This window comes from Burkholderia sp. AU38729 (assembly GCF_020419725.1).
Classification (GTDB): domain Bacteria; phylum Pseudomonadota; class Gammaproteobacteria; order Burkholderiales; family Burkholderiaceae; genus Burkholderia.
Window position 1 is genome coordinate 178,980 of the sequence record NZ_JAIZQO010000015.1, and the last position, 18,647, is coordinate 197,626.

The following is an 18,647-nucleotide window of genomic DNA, read 5'->3' on the forward strand; positions in this document are numbered from 1 at the left end:
GTCTCAAGATGCCGCCCCGTCCCCAGGCCCGTTCGCCACTCCGTCGGCCGGAGCGGGCGGCAAGTAAACAAAAGCCCATTCGCCATAGGCGTCGCTGTCGCCGAACGTATCGTACCGCGCGGGGAAGCCCTGGCGCTTCAGCGGCTGCCCCGGCGCCTCGCTGTACACGCCCATGATGCCGCCGTCCGGCGCCTTCACGAGCCCCCACTGCGTCGATCCCGTCAGCGGATCGGCGTACAGGCGCCGCAAGTGACGCTGCGTCGGCAGCGCGCGGCGGTCTTCGAGCAATACGTCGAGCGACTCCGGATAGCGGCTGCCTCCCGCCGCATTGTAGTAGCTTGCGATCGCCGCGCGATACTGGTCGCCGACAAACAGCAACTGCGCCTCGCGATCGCGCTGCTGCACCGTCTGCCAGATGCGCGCGGCCTGCGTCATGCCGAGCCCCAGCGCCGCGACGAGCATCAGCACGCCGAGATACGCGATGCCGCGCTGCCCGCGCGGGCCGCGGCATCGGCCGTCACGCCGCCGGTTACCACGTCCCATATGCGCTCCCGTCGAGCGCACGCCCTTTCGCGCCGCTCTTCACGTCCGCGACGCCGCCCCGGTCGCCGGCCTGCGGTTGCCAGGAGCCGCGCTTGCCCGTGACCGGGTCGAGCGGGATCTCGCGCAGATAGCGCTTGTCGACCAGCACCTCGAGCGTGTCGGGATCGCGGCCGTGATCCGCCCGATAGTCGTCGATCGACTGGCGCAGCGTGTTCAGGTTGTGGCGCAGCACCGTTTCCTTCGCGCGATCGCTCTGCTTCAGGTAGCCGGGGGCGACGAACGCGGTGAGCGACGCGATGATCGCCATCACGACGAGCAGTTCGATCAGCGTGAAGCCCGCGATGCGGCGTGCACGCTTACCACTGGTTGTACGGGACGCCATTGAGGCTCTCCTTGCGGTTGGTCGAGCGAATGTCGAACACGTCCTCGCCGGACGAGAACGCATCGGGGTCGCTCGCATAGCTGCGCGTTTCCCAGGTGTCCTCCGGCGCCTTGCCCTCGCATTCGCACATCGGATCGGCGGGGAGCTTGCGCAGGAAGTACAGTCTCGCGCCGTCCGGCGATTTCTTGTCCTCGACGCCGTCGACGAGCGCGTGCAGATCGGGCGGATAGCCGCTCGCGTCGACACTGCGCTCGATGCGCCCGTCATCGGCCGCCGCCTTGTACGCGTCGAGCGCCGAGCGGATCACCACCAGCGCACGGCGCAGTTCGGCCTCGTCCGAGCGGCGCTTGACCAGGTCGGTCAGCGGCAGCGCGACGGTCGCGAGCAACGCGAGCAGCGTCAATGCCACCAGCAGCTCGATCAGCGTGAAACCGCGCGCGCGCGCACGTCGACGGATGCTCATGCGAAGCCCCGTGCGCGCGACGGCAGTACCGGCGCGTCGGCATACCGCACCGGCGCCGGTTCGCGCTCGCCCGTCAAACGCGCGACGAGCGCCTGGAGCGAGCCGATCAGCGAGCGTACCGCGGCGGTGATGCGATGCTCGCCACGTGCCTGCGGCTCGGCGAGCGCCGCGCGCGGCGCGGCAGCATCGGCCACCGTCACCGGCGCAACGGCGCGCACGACGGCAGCCGGTTGCACCGCCTGCGGAGCCGCGTCGACGTCGCCCGCACGCGCCTGCCCGATCTGCGCGGCGACGACTTCCGCACGCGGGCCGGCAGCGGGCACCGCTGCAGCGACGGCGCGTGTGATCTCGCCGCGCGGCGCGGCTGCACGGCTCGGTGCGACCGGAGCCGCTACGGTCTTGATCGCCGCAGCCGGTTGCCGACCGGCATCCGCACGCGTACGCATCATCCCGGTGCCGCGCGCGCCGTGCTCGGCCGCCGGGCTCGTCGCGTCGCCCTGCTCGGCCTGCGCCGGCGCTTGCGGCTCCGCGTCGGCGTTGGCCGGTTCAGCGCTCATCTCGTTGCCCGCGGGCTTCGACGGCTCGACCGGCTCGATCGGCGCGTTCAGGTCCGGGCCGTCCGACGACGTCATCCGCGGGGGCACGGCGCGTGCCGACTCGAGCGTCAGCGCTTCGGTGGTCACGCGCGACTCGGTGCCCGACAGGAAGGTCGTCACCGCCGACGTCGGCAGGTCGAGATTGCGTTCGATATGCGGCGTGATCAGCAGCACGATCTCCGAACGCTCGCTGCTGCGGCCGTTCGAGCCGAACAGCCGGCCGAGCACCGGCAGGCCCGACATGCCCGGCAGCCCCGCGATGCTTTCGCTTTCATTGCGCTTCACCAGGCCGGCCAGGATCTGCGTTTCGCCGTTTTTCGCGGTCATCAGCGTCTCCGCGTTGCGCGTCCCGAGCGAATAGGCGACGAGCCCGGTCTTCGTGGTTTCCTTCGACAGGATGCTGCTGACCTCCATGTTCACCTTGACGCTCACCTCCTCGTTCAGGCTGATGCGCGGCTCGACCTTCAGCATCAGGCCCACGTCCTGGTAGCTGACCGATTCGGTGACGACACCGTTCGCGTTCGTGGTCGTGACGATCGGCACACGCTCGCCGATCTTGATGTTGGCCTTCTCCATGTTGCGCACGCGGATCTTCGGATTCGCGATCGTCTTGGTCTTGCCCTGCTTCTGCAACATGTCGATCGCGAGCGCGAGCCCGCCCGATTCACTCGACACGCCGACGCGATCGCGATTCAGGCGCAGCAGGTCGCCGAGCGTCAGCGCACCGCCTTCCACGCTGCCCAGCGCGTTGAACTGGACCTTGCCGGGATATTGCACGCCCAGATCGAGGCTGTCGTTCATGTTGACCTCCAGCACCTGCACGTCGAGCGTGACTTCCGATTGCGGGATATCGAGGCCCATCACGACGCGCTCCGCGACCTGGATCGTCTCCGGCGTGTCGCGCATGACGACCGCGTTCACGCGTTCGTCCACGTAGACGTCCTTCGGCTTGATCATCTGGCGCAGCGCGGCCATCACCGACTTCGCGTCCGCGTGCGACAGGAAGAACGTGCGAATCGCGAACTCCGTGTAGTTGCGCGCCTTGTCCGGCTGCGACGGGTAGACCAGCAGCGTGTGCTTGTCGAGCACCTTCTTCTCGAGCTGGTTGGTGCGCAACAGCAGGTTGATCGCGTCTTCGGCGGTCGTGCGCTCCGCGAACAGCGTCGCGGCCTGGCTGGTATCCACGTCGCGGTCGAACACGAAGTTCACGCCGGACACGCGCGAAATCACGTCGAAGATGTTCATCAGCGGCTGCTGCTTGAAGTTGAGCGACACCGGCTTGCGCAGCGCGTCGGCCAGTTGCGGGCGCACCGTGCGGCCGGCCTGCGATTGATTCAGCAGCGTATCGCGCAGGCGCTTCGCGTCCGCATGGTTCGGCTGCTCGGCGAGAATCCGCCGCACGATCTCGAGCGCTTCCTGCGGCTTCTCGCCGCCGATGCGCTGCGCGCGCGCGAGGTCGACCGACATCTGCTGGCGGCGCTTGACCTGCTCGAGCGACTGGCTGGCCTTGAAGTTGCCCGGCTCCTCGCGCAGTACGTTATTCAGGTGGTCGATCGCGGCGGCATGGTTGCCCTGCGCGACCTGGCGGTCGGCTGCCTTCAGCTCGGCGCGCACATACTCCTGCCGGCTGCCCTCGACGGCGGTGGTGAGAGCGATGTCGTCGGGTGCGGCCTGCTTCTGCTGCTGCAGCGTGCTGAGACGCTCGGCAGGTGTCGTGGCGGCGGCAGGCGCGGCGTTGAACGGGGTACTCGCGCATCCTGTCAGCGCGAGCGCCGAGATCAGGAGTAAAAGACTGAGTTTACGTTTCATGATGGTGTTCGGAACAGGTTCAAATCGGGGTTCATGGAGTCGGGACGGGCGGCGACAGCTCGATATCGCTGCTGCCACGGGTCACGATCACCGCGCCCTGTTTGCCCAGTTTCTTCAGCCGGTAGCCTTCGGCGATCTCGCCGCCCGGCAGTACCGCGTCACGCACGCCGCAACGCGATTCGCACAGCAGGAAAGTCTTGCCCGCGCCGTCCAGCACGACGATGCGATGACCGTTCTCGCGCCACTCGCCGGCAATGTCGAACGGCGCCGATGCAACCGGTGGCGCGTCGATCGGCGTGTCGAGCGGCGGCATGTCGGACTCGGGCGCCGCGTCGGGCGGCGGCTCGGCTTCGGTCGCCGCCTCCGCGCCGAGCGAGGCCCAGCTCTGCGCGGGGAAAAGGTCGACGACCGGTGCCAGCGCGTGCGTTTCGTTCGCCGCGCTGCCGCCGGCGACGCACGCGGCAGCCAGCGCGAGCGCGGCGGCGATCGGGATCAGGGGCGCGCGCATCATGCATCCGGCCCCAGCAGGCTGACCCGCAGGTCGGCGATCACGTTGGGACTGTCGATCCGCTCACGCTCGACCGACAGTCCCTCGATGCGTACCATCGGCTGCTGCGTAATCTCGCGGATCGCTTCGCGCAGCCCGACATAGCTGCCGGACAGCGCGACGTTGATCGTGAGCCGGCGCAGCTTGCCCTGCACCTCGACTTCGCGGCGATAGGTCGCGTGCTTGCGCTCCATGCCGTGCTGGGACAGGATCTGGAAGATCGAGTACGCCTGCTCGGTGCTGCGCAGTTGCTGCACCTGCTGCAGCGTCATGCCGCCGGGACCGGCCTTCTGGCCCGGCTTCGGCAGCGCGGCCAGCGCCTTCGTCCGCGCGTCGCGATCGGCCTCGAGCTGCTCGGCGCCCGGCTGCAGGTAGCACGCGTGCACGCCGATCAGCGCCACGACGAGCCCCCCTGCCACCAGCCCCGGCATGCCCAGCTTGCGGGACGCCGCATAGGCGCCCCAGCGCAGCCGCTCGGCGAGCGCGGTCATGTCGATTGATTTCAGGTTCGTCATGGGTGTTCGATGTTCAGGCTGAAATAGAAAATGTTCTTGCCGTCCTCGGCTTTCGTCCGGTGCTGCATCAGGCGAACCTTGCGGTCGGGGTGGCGGTCCTTCAGGCGGTCGACGAACATGTAGATGTGCGACAGATGCGCGGCACCGCCTTCGAGGCGCGCTTCCTGTCCGGCCTTGTCGACCGTCAGCAGCTTCAGCGCGATCTGCGGCGTCCACGCGTGCTCGATCCAGTCGACCACCGCCGGTCCCGCGCCGGTCGCGCTCGTGCGCTGCTGGTCGAGCACGCGCGCGATGCGGCGCTCCTCCGCCGTCATGTTCTTCTGCCGGCGCTGCTCGCGCTCGATCGCGCGCTGGCGCTGGTCGATGCGGCTTTCGATGCTGTCGACCTCGTCGCGCAACTGCTCGACGTTGGTCCACTCGCTCGCGACGAACGCGCCGGTCAGCAGCGCGCAGCACAGCGCGACGGCCGCCCACGGCGTGACACGCGTGCGAGGCGCCACGAAATCCAGTTCATTCAGGCGCTTCATGCCGGCTCCTCCTGCGTGTGCACGGCCTGGGCCATGTCGTCGTCGAGCAACGTGACGCCCTCGGCGGCCGCGCTCGGCAGCGTGCCGTCGAGCGAACTCGCGAAGGCCGCGCCGGCGAGCGGCTGTCCGGCCATCAACGCCGCGGCCGCGAACCAGTCGTCAAGACGGCTGCCCCCCGCACGCGGCAGCGTGACCACGTCGGCCCACTCGCCCGCACGCCGGAACGCGCAAGTGACGATGCGCGGCTGCAGCAACGCATAGCGGTAGTCGTCGCCGCTCAGGTGCTTCGCATGCGTGGCGAGCGCCACCGACAGCGCGTCGCGCACGCTGACGAGCCGCCAGCCGGCTGCGCGGCACGTCTCGTCGAGCGACACGAGCAACGTGTCGCAAGCCGCCACCGCGAGCTGCGCGCGGCCGCGCCGCCCGCCTTCGAGGCGAATCCGCAGCGCGCCGCGCTGCGCACGGGCGGCGAACAGCGCGCGTGCATAACCGTCCCACGCGGCGTCCGACACCAGTCCGTCCTGCCAGGGCAACACGACGCCATGCGTCCACGGATGCCCCGCGACGACGTGCACGCGGTTCAGCATCGGCAGGCGCGCCTTCGGCAGGTCGCCCAGCACCTGCGCCAGCGCTTCGGCGGGCGCGCCGTCGTGCGCGACGACGATCCGCGGCTCGCCCGCGCGCCGTGCGCGCCAATCGTTGCTCGTCCAGACGCGCAGCCGGTCGGCGTCGAGCACCGCGAACACGTTATTCCACGGCGATCGCACGCTGCACCTCCTGAAACGTCGTCAGTCGCGCGCGAATCGCGGCGAGGCCCGCATCGCGCATCGACTGGTAGTCGGCGTTGTTCGCGAGCGCCTGCGCGCGCTTCTCGATCGAACGCTCGAGCAACGCGGCCTTCATCGCCGCATCGAGCGTCAGCACTTCGGCGAGGCCGATCCGGCCGTGATAACCGGTGCCCCGGCAGGTTTCGCAACCCTCGCCGGGCGTGACCACGTGCTTCAGGTCGTCGAGCGACGCACCGGACAGATCGACACCGTCGGCCGCCGCGCCGCCGCAGCTTTCGCAAATGCGCCGCACCAGCCGCTGCGACACGACGCCGTTCAGCGCCTCGAGAAACGTCGACGGCTCGACGCCCATGTAGATGAAGCGGTCGATCACGCTGAAGCCGTCGTTCGCGTGCACCGTCGACAGCACGCGGTGACCGGTGAGCGCCGATTGCACCGCGATCGACGCGGTCTCCTCGTCGCGGATCTCGCCGACCATCACCGTGTCCGGATCGTGCCGCAGGATCGCGCGCAGCCCGCGAGCGAAGGTGAGCCCCTTGCGCTCGTTGACGGGAATCTGCAGCACGCCCTTCAGTTCGTATTCGACCGGATCCTCGATCGTGATGATCTTGTCGTCGCCGGTGTTGACTTCCGACAGCACCGCATACAGCGTCGTCGACTTGCCGCTGCCGGTCGGCCCCGTCACGAGCATCAGCCCGTACGGCCGGTGCGCGAGCGCGCGCACGCGCCGGGCCGTCTGCGCGTCGAAGCCGAGCACGTCGAGGCTCACGCTGTCGCCGCGCTGCGACTTGTCGAGCACGCGCATCACCGCGTTCTCGCCATAGGTGCCGGGAATGATGGACACCCGGAAATCGATCTCGCGGCCCTGCATCACGACCTTGAAGCGGCCGTCCTGCGGCACGCGCTTTTCCGCGATGTCGAGCGCCGCGAGCACCTTGAGACGCGACAGCGTCTGCGCGGCCGTCTCGAGCCCCGGGATGTGACGGATCGACTGCAGCACACCGTCGATCCGGTAGCGGATCGCCAGGCCGTCGGGTACCGCTTCGAGGTGGATGTCGCTCGCGCGGCTCTGCAGCGCGTCGTAGAGGGTCGTATTGACGAGCCGGATGACCGGGCTTTCGTCCTTCGCGATGCTCGCGAGCGAGATCGACTCGATCGCCTGCGCGAGCGAATCGCCCTGCGCATCGATCGTCACGTCGTCCATCAGACGCTCGTTCGACTCGACGTCGCCGAGCAGCCGCTCGACCTCGCCCGGCACGCTCATCGCCATCTGCACCGGCTGCGCACCGAAGCGCGCGAGCAGTTCGTCGCGCACCTGGCGCGCGAACGGATCGGCCAGGACGACGCAGGCCGCACCGTCGCGCTCGATCGGCAGCACGCGCCAGGTCAGCGCATCGTGCAGCGGCAGCAGGTCGAAGCGCGTCGGCGCCGCCTGCAGCGTCTGCGCGTCGACCGCGTCGACGCCGAGGCAGGCCGCCACTTCGGCCAGCACCGATACGTCGCCGCTCAGCAGGCCGTCGACGTATTGCGCGAAGCCAACGCCGGATGCCTCCGATTCCGACTGCCAGCGTTGAGCGATGTGTTCCGTTTTCATTCAGTTTTCTCCTGTTGGTCAGCGGGTTCGCGAGAGCCGGGTCGGCCCGGATCGCTATCCGACGCTGCCGGCCAATTCGAAGATCGGCATGTAGAGCAGCAGGACCACCGCGCCCACCGTCGCGCCCACCGCCAGCATCAGCACCGGTTCGAAGACCTTGCTGAGCATCTCGATCGCGCGGTCGAGCGCGCCGTCATGAAACTGCGCGATGTGTTCGCACATTCCGCCCAGGTCGCCGCTCTGTTCGCCGACGCGCAACAGCCGTTCGGCCACCGACGTCGTCAGCGCATGCGCGGCGAGCACGGCGGCGACCGGACGCCCTGCGCGCATGTCGGTGAGCGCCGCCGCCAGCCGCCCGCGGAAATGCTCGGGCAACACCTTGCCGGACAGCTCCAGCGCGACGATCACCGGCGTGCCGCCCGCGATCAGCAGGCCGACGGTCCGGTAGAACCGCGTGAGTGCGAACAACGCGCAGATGTCGCGCACTTTCGGCGCGCGCCACATCAGCCGCTGCGCGGCGCGCTTGACGGCCGCCGAGCGCACCGCCAGCCCCGCGCCCACGAACGACGCCACGACCGCCAGCCCGACCGCCATGCCGTTCTCGCGCAGCAGGGTCGCCCACCAGAGCATCGCCTGCGCGGTCGCCGGCAGCGTGGCCAGCGACTCGAACACCACCGCGAAGCGCGGAATCACGAAGAACGCCATGAACAGCAGGATCGCGATACCCACGCCGATCACGACGACCGGATAGATCAGCGCGCCGGTGACGCGCTTGCGAACCTGTTCGATTCGCACTTCGTACTGTTGGTAACGCTTCAGCACGACCGGCAACTGGCCGCTGCCCTCCGACGATTCGATCGTCGCGACGAGCAGCGGCGGAAAGATCGCCGGTTGCTGCGCCAGCGCCTTCGACAACGGCTGCCCTTCGACCATCACCGCGAGAATCCGGTCGATCACGTGTTTCGCGTCCTTGCCCGAATCCGCCTTGTCGCGCAGCGCTTCGAGCGCCTCGATCAGCACGAGGCCCGCATCGAGCAGCGTCGATAACTCCTGCAGGAACAGCGTCAGCGCAAACTTCGGCGCCGCGCGGCGGCGCCCGAAGCCCGCCTCGCGCCGGATCTCGACCACGACCCGGCCCTGTGCCGCGAGCCGCGCACGCACCTCCGCCTCGCTCGCCCCTTCGGCCGTCTGCTGCGAGACCTTGCCGTCGGCAAGCACCCGTACCCGGAACGTGTTCATCGCGACGGCCTCCGCCATTCGTCGAGTTTCGCGAGGCTCGCCTCACGATCGCTCGTCAGCACCCGGTATTCCTTCCAGACCTTGGTCGCGTAGGCCTTGCGGGCCGGCTCGCGCTTCGGCGAAGACCCGGCGTTGTACGCGCCGACCGCGTTCCAGGTATAGCCGTGCCGATCGATGAAATCGGCGAGGATCGATGCGCCGGTGGCGATCGACGTGCACGGCTCGTCGATCAGCCGCTTGTGCGTCACGCCGACCTTGACCAGACGCGGCAGATGCGTGCTGTTGATCTGCATGAGCCCGATGTCGTAGGTGCCGTTCCGGTTCCAGTTCATCGCGCGCGGATTCATCGACGATTCCACTTTCGCGATCGCGACGAGCAGCAGCGGATCGATGCCATGCTGCTCGCCTGCCCAGGTCCAGCAATCCCTGGCAGCGACGCCGGAGGTGCCGGCGGCGAACAGCGCCACCGCGGCCACCCAGCGACGCAGGCCCTTACATGCCGTAGACGAGGTCTGCATCGAGACCACTCCCGCCAACCCGACCGTCGCGCCCGAGCGATACGATCTCCGCTTCGCCGTCGCGGCCCGGCACGTTCCACTGGTACACGCGGCCCCAGCCGTCCTTCGGCACGGCCTTCGCGAGATACGGGCCGTTCCAGCCGTCGGTGCCCTGCGGCGCCGCGACCAGTGCGTCGAGCCCTTCGTCGGCCGTCGGATAGCGGCCCATGTCGAGCCGGAATTGCGAGACCGCGTCGCCCAGCGTCTTCATCTGCGCTTCCGTCGACTTGACCTTCGCCTTGTCGACCTGCGAAAAGAGCTTCGGACCGACATAGCCGGCCAGCAGCGCAATGATCAGCAGCACGACCAGCAGCTCCAGCAGGGTGAAGCCCTTCTGGCCCCGTCGTTTCGTCCATTTCAGATAGTTCGGTTTCACGTCGTATGCCCTCGGTAGAGATCCCGGCGCGGCATCGCGGCCGGAGGCCGTCGTGTCGCAGACGGCAGGTGAATCGCGCTTTCGCTGATGCGTATTCGATTGAAGGAAAGCGCCGATCGATGACGTCATTTTCCCGGGGGGCGCCCTGCGCCACCACCTTCCTCAACGAAATATCAATAAGGTTTTCAAGGTGCGGGCCGGTACGCGCCGACCCGAAAAAAAGCCGCACGCATTGCTGCGTGCGGCTCGTCTCAATGCCCTTTCAGGTCGTTACTTGGCGCAGGCGCCCAGGTCCTTCCACACCTTGCCGGTGTGGTCCGCACCCGTCGAGGCCGGGCTGCCCGGGACCTCGTTCTGCGTCCACCAGCGCGCCTCGTACGTGCGGCCGTTGTGCTGCACCTTCGCGCCGCCCGTGTAGGCCGTGCCCTGCTTCCACTCGGCCTGGCATTGCGCGCCTTCACCGCCGCCCGCGTCGCCGGTCAGCTTGAACGTGGTGGTTTCCTGCTTCAGCGTGCCGCCTTCGATCTGCGACGTTGCCACGGCCGTGTGCTGGCCGGCCTTCGCGTTCGCGATGTCGACGCTCACGTCGCCCTGCATGCGCATCGTCGACGACTTCGAGCCGACCAGCGAATTCGACGCGTCATAGACCTTCACGTTGACGTTCGTGTCCTTCGCGTGATTGAACTTCAGGAAGAACTTCGCGGTCGCCTTGCCGTTCTGGATCTTGAATTCACCGTTGTTCGAGATGCTGAAGCCTTCGTCGAGCCCGCTTTCCGGCTGGTGATCGATCGTCGTCTCGGTGCGCACGATGCCGCTGCCCTTCTTCGAGAACACGTCGTTCTTGCCGAGCGACGGCTCGATGCGACCGTCGCGCTCGACGCCGGCCATCAGGTTCGCCGACTGCACGCGGTTGATTTCCTTCGCGAGCAGCATCGGCCACATGTTGCGTTCGCCCTGCTGCGCGGAGCCGATCGTCACCGTGGTCTTCATCGACGGCACTTCGCCGCTCGACTTGAACACGCGGTTCGTGACCTTGTCGCCGGCCTTCAGGTCCATGATCGGCGCGATGCTGCCGACGTTCGACCACGAGGGCTTGCCCGGATCGGTCGCGCCGCCGTCGTCGGTGATGTTCAGGTCGGCGACGTTGTAGAACATGCCGGCCGTATCGCCGACGTGCCACGTCGTCAGCATCACGTGATGGCCCTTCTTGTCCGCCGGAATCGTGCAGTTGTGCGGGCCGATCTCGTCGGCTTTCTTCATCCCGCCGTCGACCGTGCAGAACGGGTTCAGGTCGAACTGGTCGCGCGTGAGCTTCTCGTTCGGATTCCAGCCCTGCTTCGTCAGGTAGTACTTGAATTCCTTCGTCACGTGCGCCGCGGTGAACGTCCACTTGAACTTCTGCGCGCCCGGCTTGATGCTGGTCTGCTTCCAGCGATCGACCGACTGCTCGTTGAGTTCGCTGAACTGCGTCACGCCGCCGCTCGCGATTTCGCCGTCTTTCGGGCCGGCTGCCGGGAAGCCTTGCTTGCCTTCGATACTTTGCGGCTCATAGGCAACCGAGCCGCAGTTGAAGTTTTCGATCTTCCCCGACTTCGCGCTGCACAGCAGGCCGCGCGACGGCGGCTCGGACAGGTAGCCATGCGCGAATGCGGCCTGGGCGAAGAACATCGACGCGCAGGCAACGAGCGGCGACAGGGTAAAGAGGGTCTTTTTCGCAGTTCGGGTTCTCATCTGATTTCGTTTGGTTGAAAGTTGGTCAGGGTTGGCTTCGTTCGACGGATCGCGTTCGAACGTCCGGAATGGCGTGACGCATGTTCTGCTGACGAAACGCTGAGTGAAGTATCGGCAAGCGTCTTTCGATCGCGAATCTTCCTCAACGATCTCTAAACGATTCCGTGCCGAGTCATCCGCAGTCCTGACATAGGCATGTCCCGCGTTGACCGGCCCGCGTTTAGATTGCATTGAGATTCGTTGCCGCCCCGCCATCCACGAAGAAGAATGCGCTGGCATTCGCGACACTTTTTTCAACACCAGGATGGATGGCTATCAAATTGAATTCGAAGAAACCGACTCTTGATCTCGTGGTTCGACGCCGCTCGCTGCGCCGCACGCACATCGCCTATGCGGCACTCGCCGCGGCCAGCGCACTCAGCTTTGCCAACGCCGCATTCGCCGCACCCGGCAAACCCAGCCTCAAACAGTACGAAATCACCTCGCAGCCGCACGGCTTCGTCGAAATCGACATGCAGAAGGCAGGCGTCGCGCCGTACAAGGACATCGTCAAGCTGAACAAGAAGGTCGACGTACCGCTGCCGTTCGACATCTGGAGCAACGGCACCGCGGTGAAGGCGGTCGCGCTGGTCGACGGCGTCGTCGACCCCGCGTCCGAAGTGAAGATGACGCCCGGCGGCACCCAGAGCGGCCAGGTGGTCGCGAACGTGAAGACGCCCGGCGTGAAGAAGATGCAGGTGCGCGTGATCGACGCGAACGGCGCGGTGACCGACAGCGCACCGCTCGACGTGGTCGTGTTCGACACGATTCCCGAGCTCGCCGACGATCTGCCGAACAACGCGAGCAAGAACCACAAGCCGTACGCGAACACGTCCGGCTCGGTGGTCGGCACGTACTTCGCGACCTGGTCGATCTACGACCGCAAGTTCAACGTCGACAACGTGCCGGTCGAGAACCTCACGCACATGCTGTACGGCTTCATCCCGATCTGCGGCGGCGCGGACGTGAACGCCTCGCTCGCGAAGGACCTGCCGGGCTCGTTCAACACGCTTCAGCAGAGCTGCAAGGGCCTGCCCGACTTCAGCGTCGCGATCCACGACACCTACGGTGAAATGGCCAAGGCATTGCCGGGCCAGACCGCGAACTCGAAGCTCAAGGGCGTGCTCGGCCAGATGATGGCCGCGAAGAAACGCAACCCGAACATGAAGATCCTGCCGTCGATCGGCGGCTGGACGCTGTCCGATCCGTTCTTCAAGTTGCATGACCCGGCGAAGCGCAAGGTGTTCGTCGACTCGACCGAGCAGTTGCTGCGCACGTGGAAGTTCTTCGACGGCGTCGACATCGACTGGGAATTCCCCGGCGGCAAGGGCGTGAACCCGTCGCTCGGCGATCCGGTGAAGGACGGCCCGCTGTACGTGACGCTGATGAAGGAACTGCGGCAGATGCTCGACAAGCTGTCGCAGGAAACCGGCCGGACGTACGAACTGACGTCGGCGATCGGCGCGGGCAAGGACAAGATCGACGTGGTGAACTACAAGGAAGCCACGAAGTACATGGACTACATCTTCGACATGACGTACGACTTCTACGGTGCGTTCAGCCTGAAGGAACTCGGCCACCAGACCGCGCTGTATGCACCGGGCTGGAAGCCGGACACCGCGTACACGACGCACAATTCGATCAAGGCGCTGCTCGCGCAGGGCGTCGATCCGAAGAAGCTCGTGGTCGGCGCGGCGGCCTATGCCCGCGGCTGGACCGGCGTACACGGCTATGCCGACGGCAATCCGTTCACCGGCACGGCGACGGGTGCGCACAAGGGCCAGTGGGAGCCGGGCATCCTGGACTACAAGAAACTCAAGGCGGAGATGATCGGGCCGAACAACGCCGGCATCAACGGCTACGAGTACCACTACGACCAGACGGCCGAAGCACCGTACGTATTCAACAAGAGCACCGGCGAACTCCTCACCTTCGACGACGAGCGCTCCGTTCTCGCGAAGGGCGACTACGTGCGCGCCCACCAGCTGGGCGGCCTGTTCTCGTGGGAAATCGACTCGGACAACGGCGACATCCTGAATGCGATGCACAAGGGCCTCGGCCACGGCAATGAAGGCGGCGGCGCGGAAAACCATCCGCCGATCGCGAACGCCGGTGCCGCCATGACCGTCACCGGGCCGGCGACGGTGACGCTCGACGCATCGAAGTCGCGCGATCCGGACGGCGACAAGCTGACCTACAAGTGGGACCAGGTCGCCGGCACGCCGCTGCAGCTTGCCAACGCGACGAGCGCGAAGGCAAGCGTCGACATTCCGTCGGTCAAGCAGGACACGAAGTACACGTTCCGCGTGACGGTCACCGATCCGGCCGGCCTGAAGGACAGCGCGCAAGTCGTCGTGACCGCCAAGGCCGACACGGCCGTGGAACCGCCGCCGGCGGAAAACCGCCCGCCGATCGCGCAACTCGGCGGCCCGGCAACGGCTGAAGCCGGCCAGGCTGTCGTGCTGTCGGCAGAGAAATCGACCGATCCGGACGGCGACACGCTGAGCTTCAAGTGGAACGTCCCGACCGGCATCCAGGCGACGCCGGCCGGCGCGAAGCTGAACTTCACCGCACCCACGCTCGCGAAGGACCAATCGTTCACGTTCTCGGTCACGGTCAGCGACGGCAAGCTGTCGAGCACCGCGAAGCACACCGTGCTCGTGAAGGCCAAGGATGCGGGCGGCGGTAACGGCGGCGAAGGCGGTGGCAACGGTGGCGGCGAAGGCGGCAAGTACCCGGCGTACAAGGCGGGTACGCAGTACAACGCCGGCGACATCGTGTCGAACCTCGGCAAGCTTTACCAGTGCAAGCCGTTCCCGAACAGCGGCTGGTGCTCGGGCGCGCCGACCGCGTATGAGCCGGGCAAGGGCTTCGCGTGGAACGACGCGTGGACGCTCTATGGCAACGACGGCGGCAGCGGCGGCGGTAACGGCGGCGGCAATGGCGGTAACGGCGGTAACGGCGGCGAAGGCGGCGGTGGCGAAAGCGGCGGTGGTAACGGTGGTAACGGTGGTAACGGTGGTAACGGCGGCGGCGAAGGTGGCGGCAGCGGTGGCAACCACCCGCAGTACAAGGAAGGCACGAAGTACAACGCGGGCGACATCGTTTCCAACAATGGCAAGCTGTTCCGTTGCAAGCCGTTCCCGTACACCAACTGGTGCTCGATGGCAGCCTGGGCCTACGAGCCGGGCAAGGGCACCGCATGGGACCAGGCATGGGATGAACACAAGGAGTAATGCCCGGTCCGGCCGGCGGCGCCAGCGCGGCGCCCCGGTCAATCCGAACCTGCGTCTCCGGGCGCACAACGGCTGATGCCGATATCGCCCTCGCCTCGCGCGAGGGCGTTTTCGTTTGGGTGTCGGTTGGCGGATGGGCATCCGCAACGCTGCGGACGGGACGGTTGGGAAGGTGCGGGCGATGCGCAAGGAATACGCGGACCGCAAACGCCAGGACCGGCGTCGCCCCGCTGTCATCGCGTCATGTCGATGGCGTCCTCGATCTTCCCGCTGCTTCGCGTCCGGGGTCGCGCCGCGCCTGCGGGATCGGAGTCCGGCTTGGCGGTGGGTCCGCGTCGGAAGACGACACGCGGCCCCCGCGCCTTCGTCTCTCGTGCCGACGTGGCAAGCCATCGCCGCACTGTCCGCTATCCCGCGGTTCTCGGCGACGAGCCTCCATCCGCAAGTCTCGTCAGGTCGGCATCGCCCCGGGACGGCTCGATCGTCACGCAGTCCGAAGCGCCGACAGGCGCGCCGGTCTCGTCATCCGCCGTGTCGCGACACGCGCCAGGCCCGAACGCAAAAAAGCCGGGCCCTGTGCGATACAGGGCCCGGCTTTCCATCCATCCGGTTCAATCTCTACCCGACCTCGACGAAGCTGGCGGCCGCACTACCGTTGCGGCCCGGCGCAGCTCACGCGTCTTCGAGCGTTTCCGCAGCGGCTCTCGGCAAGCGCACGATGAAGCGGCTGCCCTGCCCCGGCGTCGACGTCACGTCGATCGAGCCGCCATGGCGCACGACCACGGCCTTCACGAACGGCAAGCCGAGGCCAACGCCGCGGCTGGCGTCGCGGTGCGAGCCGTCGACCTGAAAGAACGGCTCGAACAGGCGCGGCAGCGCGTCGGCGGGGATGCCGATCCCCTGATCCTGCACCGTCATCGTCACCTGCCGATCGTCGGCAGCGATCCACACGTCGACCACCGTCTCCTCGTCCGAGTACTTGATCGCGTTGTCGAGCAGATTGGTCAGCGCACGCAGCAGCATGTCGCGATTGCCGGACACGAACACGTCGTCGCCCTCGGAATGCGGGCCTTCGACGCGGATCCGCTTCGCATTCGCGCTGTGCCACAGATGATCGACCGCCTCCGTCGCCAGATCGTTGGCGGACACGGCCACGTAGGCGCGGGTGTCGAGATGCTCGGCGCGCGACAGCTGCGTGAAATCCTGTGCAACGCGCAGGCTGTAGTCCACCAGCTTGTGCAGATCCGTCAGGAAATCCTCGTCGGTCGCGCCGTCGGCGCCGTTGCGCTCCTCGAGCAGCGACAGCACGGTCGACAGCGGATTGCGCAGGTCGTGCGCCATGTGTCGCAGCGTCAGCCGGTCGCTTTCGACCGCGGCCTTGATGTTGTGGATATCGACGAAGCAGATCATGCTCGCCGTGGAACGATGCTGCTCGCCGTCGCCGAACGGCGTCACCATCATCATCTGCGTGCGCCCGTTCAGCGTCAGCTCCGCCGAGTGAATCTTGCCGCTCGCCTTCGCGATCTGCACTTCGTCGTGCGCAATCGACAGCACGTGCCGGACGGCCGCGTCGCGGTCACCCTCGGTGTCGAACGTCTCCAGCATCGCGCGGCCACCCGCATTGCACAGCAGCAGCCGGCTGTGCTGTTCGACGAAGATCGGATACGGCAACGTCTCGATCATGTCGACGTAGGCCGTCTGCCAGGCGCGAATATGCTGCATCGCGATCTCGACTTCGTCCGCGCTCGGCAGCTCGGTATCGGCGCCCGCCGCGTGCGGCACGCCGGCGAACGCATGCTTGCCGGCCAGCCGGTGCAGCAGCCCGTATTCCTTCAGCATGAACGTCCGCAGGCTGCCGGCACGCCGCCAGCCGCAGAACGCGAAAATCAGCGCGCACACGGCAAACATCGGGCCGAGCGGCATCCAGTACGACCAATGCACCAGCAGCACCAGCGAGACGGAGACGAACGTGGCCATCCACGCGATCGCGACTGCGTACATGCGCCAGCCAGGCACCAGCATGCAGATCAGCAGCATCCCCGTCGCGACCGCGACGCTGACGCCAACCTGGATCGCCGCCGGCTCGCGCCGCAGAATGCGGCCATCGAGCAGCGCCTGCGTCACCAGTGCATCGACCTCGACGCGCCGCAGCCGCCCCCCTTCCGACGTCGACAGGTCGTACACGCCGGAAAGGTCCGACATCGCGTCGCCGATGAAGACGATGCGACCGCGCCACACCGACTCGGGAATGCGCCCTTTCAGCACGTCGACGTATGAATAGCGATCGAGGTCGAAGCGCGCAGGCAGGAACAGCGCGAGCGAACCGGTCTCGACATGCCCCAGATTCGACACGTGGTCCTGCACCTGGTGACGCACGTCGCCGGCCGGCAGCGACGCGCCCGCCACGCGAATCGCCTCCAGCGCCACGTGCGGCAGTTCCGCCTCCGCGTTGTCCGCGTGAATATAAGGCACGATGCCCTGCACCAGATGGTCGCTGCCCAGCATCACGCTGCGCTGGCCGATGGCCGCGGCCGCGGCGCGCAACCGTGACTCGGGCAACAGCACGGTGTCGGCACGCGTGGCCTCCTGCGAGACGTGGGCAGGCAGCACGACGTGCCCTTGCCGCGCGATCGCGCCCGCCAGCGCCTGATCGCCGGACGCCGCGCTGAACATCGTCATGTCGAGCACGACACTCGCGGCGGCACCCAGCCGATCGAGCACCTGCGCATGGGACGTGCGCGCGTAGCTTTCGCCGCTGCCGAGTTCGGCAATCGTCTTCTTGTCGATCGAGATGACGACGACCTCGTCACGATCCCCGTGATCGACGCCGGTCACCACCAGGTTCCAGTACAAACGGTCGAGCGGCGACAGCAACGCCTCGGCCGTCGGCGTGCAGCTGAGCACCGCCAGCAACACCGCGCCGGCCGTGAGCGGCCATACGGCAGGTCGAACGGATGTTGCAGTTTTCAAGACTCGATTGAGCCAGTCAGGCATGGTTTGGTCCACGTTTTTGTTTTGTTCGCCCGAGTTCGTTGCAGCCGCGCACTTCCTGCATGGTTGCGGCCTTGGCCACATTTTTCGTCGCGCTCGCGATCCCGCCACGCAACTCTCGCTCAGGCGGCCCCGGGTCCCTCAACAGGCAACCGCACGGCATGCTGCCGCGGGTTCCAATGTCGCCATGTTGCCGGAACTATCTCGATTTTTATTAGGCACCGGGTCCAATTAGACCTTGTCCCATATGGTTTCTATTTCGTTTCGGACTTGTCTTAATTTTTGCCATCCGGACGGTCGTCAGGACGCGTCGATACCGTGCCGGTGCGCGCCGTTCGGAACCTTCGATCCCGGGTGAGTTCGTGCAGACAATGCGGTTGTTCGCCCCAGGTTGTTTACCCGTGAAGCGATCCTGCCAAACTTTGATGAACGGCGGGAAATTTCGCACCACGTTTTTCCCGACCGAATGGTTTGCCGACGCGCGTCGAGACGAAGCCGGCGTCGGGCTGAATTTTCGCAGCGGGACTGGCCGGCGCCGGCCAGTGTGTGGCGGACCGTTCGACGTGAACACTTTTCATCGCTTTCGATGAAATTGTGTTGACAGCCTCTTCGGACACGCTATAATTGCGTTCTTTCGCGATGCAGCAACAAGCGAAACGTGCCCAGGTGGCGGAATTGGTAGACGCACTAGGTTCAGGTCCTAGCGGTGGCAAC

At 66.8% G+C, this 18,647-nt stretch carries 16 protein-coding genes; 1 reads left to right on the forward strand and 15 read right to left on the reverse strand.

The window, feature by feature from the left end; genetic code table 11:
* Positions 1–3: 3 nt before the first annotated feature.
* The 13 genes from LGM56_RS32415 to gbpA form a co-directional block, all read right to left on the reverse strand.
* Positions 4–543: a type II secretion system protein gene (locus tag LGM56_RS32415; protein WP_226207794.1), complete on the reverse strand. Its 540-nt coding sequence runs from the start codon at positions 541–543 to the stop codon at positions 4–6.
* Positions 530–925 carry a type II secretion system protein gene (locus tag LGM56_RS32420; RefSeq protein ID WP_089456124.1) on the reverse strand — a complete coding sequence of 132 codons (396 nt, stop codon included), beginning with the start codon at positions 923–925 and terminating at the stop codon, positions 530–532. The genes LGM56_RS32415 and LGM56_RS32420 overlap by 14 nt, the downstream gene beginning before the upstream one ends.
* Positions 900–1,388: a prepilin-type N-terminal cleavage/methylation domain-containing protein gene (locus tag LGM56_RS32425; RefSeq protein WP_226207795.1), complete on the reverse strand. Its 489-nt coding sequence runs from the start codon at positions 1,386–1,388 to the stop codon at positions 900–902. The genes LGM56_RS32420 and LGM56_RS32425 overlap by 26 nt, the downstream gene beginning before the upstream one ends.
* The gene (locus tag LGM56_RS32430; protein WP_226207796.1) at positions 1,385–3,793 is read right to left on the reverse strand and encodes a secretin N-terminal domain-containing protein; all 2,409 of its coding nucleotides are present in this window, start codon (positions 3,791–3,793) and stop codon (positions 1,385–1,387) included. The genes LGM56_RS32425 and LGM56_RS32430 overlap by 4 nt, the downstream gene beginning before the upstream one ends.
* A gap of 31 nt (positions 3,794–3,824) precedes the next feature.
* A complete protein-coding gene (locus LGM56_RS32435; RefSeq protein WP_226207797.1) occupies positions 3,825–4,301 on the reverse strand; it encodes a hypothetical protein in 477 nt (158 codons plus the stop codon).
* On the reverse strand, positions 4,301–4,855 hold the full coding sequence (locus LGM56_RS32440) for a hypothetical protein (RefSeq protein ID WP_226207798.1): 555 nt from the start codon (positions 4,853–4,855) through the stop codon (positions 4,301–4,303). Before LGM56_RS32440 ends, LGM56_RS32435 begins: the two co-directional genes overlap by 1 nt.
* The gene (locus LGM56_RS32445) at positions 4,852–5,382 is read right to left on the reverse strand and encodes a hypothetical protein (RefSeq protein ID WP_226207799.1); all 531 of its coding nucleotides are present in this window, start codon (positions 5,380–5,382) and stop codon (positions 4,852–4,854) included. Before LGM56_RS32445 ends, LGM56_RS32440 begins: the two co-directional genes overlap by 4 nt.
* The gene (locus tag LGM56_RS32450; protein WP_226207800.1) at positions 5,379–6,149 is read right to left on the reverse strand and encodes a hypothetical protein; all 771 of its coding nucleotides are present in this window, start codon (positions 6,147–6,149) and stop codon (positions 5,379–5,381) included. Before LGM56_RS32450 ends, LGM56_RS32445 begins: the two co-directional genes overlap by 4 nt.
* Positions 6,130–7,764, reverse strand: a complete 1,635-nt coding sequence (locus tag LGM56_RS32455) for a GspE/PulE family protein (protein WP_226207801.1) — start codon at positions 7,762–7,764, stop codon at positions 6,130–6,132. The genes LGM56_RS32450 and LGM56_RS32455 overlap by 20 nt, the downstream gene beginning before the upstream one ends.
* Positions 7,765–7,818: 54 nt before the next feature.
* Positions 7,819–9,003, reverse strand: coding sequence for a type II secretion system F family protein (locus LGM56_RS32460; RefSeq protein WP_089495283.1), 1,185 nt, complete (start codon positions 9,001–9,003; stop codon positions 7,819–7,821).
* On the reverse strand, positions 9,000–9,521 hold the full coding sequence (locus LGM56_RS32465; RefSeq protein WP_226207802.1) for a lytic transglycosylase domain-containing protein: 522 nt from the start codon (positions 9,519–9,521) through the stop codon (positions 9,000–9,002). The genes LGM56_RS32460 and LGM56_RS32465 overlap by 4 nt, the downstream gene beginning before the upstream one ends.
* Positions 9,496–9,936 (reverse strand): type II secretion system major pseudopilin GspG, encoded by a 441-nt coding sequence (gene gspG / locus LGM56_RS32470; protein WP_089425248.1) that lies wholly within the window; start codon positions 9,934–9,936, stop codon positions 9,496–9,498. The genes LGM56_RS32465 and gspG overlap by 26 nt, the downstream gene beginning before the upstream one ends.
* 270 nt (positions 9,937–10,206) lie before the next feature.
* Positions 10,207–11,667, reverse strand: a complete 1,461-nt coding sequence (gbpA, locus tag LGM56_RS32475) for an N-acetylglucosamine-binding protein GbpA (protein WP_226207803.1) — start codon at positions 11,665–11,667, stop codon at positions 10,207–10,209.
* A gap of 308 nt (positions 11,668–11,975) precedes the next feature.
* On the opposite strand from gbpA, the gene LGM56_RS32480 reads away from it, so the two are divergent.
* Positions 11,976–14,942, forward strand: a complete 2,967-nt coding sequence (locus tag LGM56_RS32480; RefSeq protein ID WP_319000785.1) for a glycosyl hydrolase family 18 protein — start codon at positions 11,976–11,978, stop codon at positions 14,940–14,942.
* A gap of 672 nt (positions 14,943–15,614) precedes the next feature.
* On the opposite strand, the gene LGM56_RS32485 is transcribed toward LGM56_RS32480, so the two are convergent.
* Entirely contained in the window at positions 15,615–17,912 is a 2,298-nt protein-coding gene (locus LGM56_RS32485) for a CHASE2 and HATPase_c domain-containing protein (protein WP_226207804.1), read from the reverse strand.
* 416 nt (positions 17,913–18,328) lie between these two features.
* Positions 18,329–18,647 (reverse strand): hypothetical protein (locus LGM56_RS32490; RefSeq protein ID WP_226207805.1); only part of this gene is annotated, 319 nt, incomplete at its 5' end.